We start from the raw sequence: 2,622 nt of genomic DNA, 5'->3' as shown, positions 1-2,622 counted from the left end.
TCCGAGAGAAGCCACAGGGCTACTCCGTCGATATTGGATTCTTTGATGTAGGCCTCACTCCAGAACAGTTGCAGTGGATAAGTCAGTACGTTGACCACGTCGTTGAGCCAAGTTGGAATTATGACATTCCAAATAGTAATAGCTATCCTAATTATCTTAAAGCTTTGTTATCTAGGCCATTTCTACCTGAGTATTTTCCGGGCTATGAGGTTTACATTTGGATCGATGCGGATGCCTGGGTGCAGGAGTGGTCTGCGATTGAACTGCTTGAACTAGGAGCAATACACGCAGGCTTCGCAATTGTTCCTGAGCTAGTAAATACACTTTTCGATCCATTTCCATTTTCTCATCAAAGTTTCCACCTTTCGAGGTATATGAGGTACTTTGAGACGACATATAATCATCTGTATATAAGACCGACTCTCAATGCTGGTGTGTTTTCTGGAAAAGACCAGGCTATTCACTGGGCGGTGTGGAAAGAAAGAAGTAGGCAAGCTATCTCTATGAGCTTAGACTTGTACTCAGATCAGTATGCTCTCAACGTAGCTCTCTACAATGATCTAGGATTGGGTAGTTTTCAGGTTTTACCCTTGATTTGCAATTGGACAGCTCACAGTCAGTTACCTAAGTGGGATCGGGAAAGAAAACTCTGGGTTGAACCCTGGAAGCCTCACAGCCCTATAGGTATCCTACACATCACCCACAAAACTAAGGATAGAGAAACTCAGATAGTTAGCAGTACTGACGGCTATAAAGTTGAAGCCAGTCTTCGGTACTCTGGAAAGCACCTTTCTCCAGTCAGAAGATATGATTACGTGTCACTCAACCACAGAAAAATTTATCTGGATCGCGCTTTCCCTTCAATGACTTCAGTGAACCCAAGCTCTCACCCCCGGCCCTACTTGCGGAAAGAGGTTCCCCATCTTTGGTACGCAGACTTACGTCAGCCAATTATTGGTTTTGTCAGCCGAGATGAAGCACATATCTTGTACAATACTGCTCTTAAGTTCCAAGGAAAACCTGCTTTGGAGATTGGGTGTTGGCTAGGTTGGTCAACTGCTCACCTTGCATCGGGAGGAGTTGTTCTTGATGTGGTGGATCCTGCTCTGGCCAATCCTCAGATTTATGAAAGTGTGGATCAGTCTCTCCGCCTGGCGGGAGTTCGCTCCAATGTCAACCTGTATCCCGGCTACAGCCCAGAGAAGGCGGAAGAGATTGCTCGGGAAAAGAACCGCCGCTGGTCTTTGATCTACATCGATGGAAATCATGACGCGCCAGCTCCTCTGCTAGATGCTCAGGTGGCAGACCGCTACGCTGCTGAAGATGCTCTAATTCTCTTTCACGGCCTTGCTTCACCGGATGTAGCTGAGGGCTTAAACTACCTAAGGGCTCGAGGCTGGAACACGATGATTTACCAAACCATGCAGATCATGGGCGTCGCTTGGCGGGGTAACGTCCAGCCTGTGGAGCATATTCCGGATCCTGCTGTTGATTGGACACTGCCAGAACATTTGAAGGGATACCCGGTATGCAACCTTGAGTTATCGAGAGTTTTGGAAAAGGTTAAGGCCTTTACCCTTTTGGGCTTTGAGCGTCTCTGGAATCTCTACACCTTGGCCAAGCGAGTCTGCCAAGAAGACATCCCTGGGAACTTTGTTGAGTGTGGCGTTTGCAGAGGAGGCAGCTCTGCACTGCTAGCTTGGGTGATCAAAAACTACAGCCGCCGACCTCGCAAAGTCTACGCTTTCGACACCTTCTCAGGAATGCCTCAGCCAACAGAAGTAGACCGAGATTACAGAGGATTTTTTGCCAATGATACTCCCTATGGAGCTGGAGCTTTGGGGGCTCCTGTCTCGGAGAACTTGGAGGTAATCAGTAGGGAACTAGGAGTTTGGGATCTCATTGTTCCTGTTCAAGGACTGTTTGCTGACACATTGCCAGCTTACCGTGACCAGGTAGGCGAGATCGCTTTTCTACATGCAGACGCTGACTGGTATCAGTCCACAATGGATATTTTTAGCAACTTGTACAACAAGGTACATACCAAAGGATTTGTTCAGGTTGATGACTATCAAGATTGGCAGGGATGCAAAAAGGCCGTTCATGATTTCGAGCAGCAAATTGGAGTTTTCTTTCGAATGCATAATGTTTGTGAAGCTCTTGGATATAAAGAAATAGAGGCAGACAGTTGGCTAAGTCCTGCCTGGTTTAGTCCATCTGAAAACATACCCATTGTTAAGGATTGGGATAGCTTAACGGAAACCACACTTCCGCAAGGGATCCACCTGAGCAAGTTTAACGTTGTCCTTTTTCCTTACTGGGAGCTGGAAACGGAGCAGCTTGTGCAGGAGTTAGAGAAGCTGCTGGAGCAAATCTTGCTTAGTCCAAATCCAAAAGACTATGCTCTTATCCTACTCGGAGATCCGGATCCACAGCTAGCCAATCAAACACTAGAAATGGCGGCGGGGAATGTAATCCTCAAACTCATGGAGAAAGGAGAGGAAGTAGCTGAGGAGCCGCTTTGTTCTGTGGTGTCTGGCTTGAACCCTTGGCAGTGGGAGAGGCTGATTCAGCATATGAACTACCGCTACCCTCTGAAGCGGGAGCGTTTTCCCAAAGGAC

1 protein-coding gene is annotated in these 2,622 nt (G+C 47.4%); it reads left to right on the top strand.

The window, feature by feature from the left end; translation table 11 throughout:
- The coding region (locus NW852_RS00430) for a TylF/MycF/NovP-related O-methyltransferase (protein ID WP_414426379.1) at positions 1-2,622 on the top strand (2,622 nt) is incomplete at both ends.

Origin of the sequence: Synechococcus sp. H60.1 (assembly GCF_047462335.1) — a bacterium.
In the GTDB taxonomy this organism is placed as follows: domain Bacteria; phylum Cyanobacteriota; class Cyanobacteriia; order Thermostichales; family Thermostichaceae; genus Thermostichus.
Note: the sequence above shows the minus strand (reverse complement) of the source record. Positions and strands in the feature narration are given on the sequence as shown.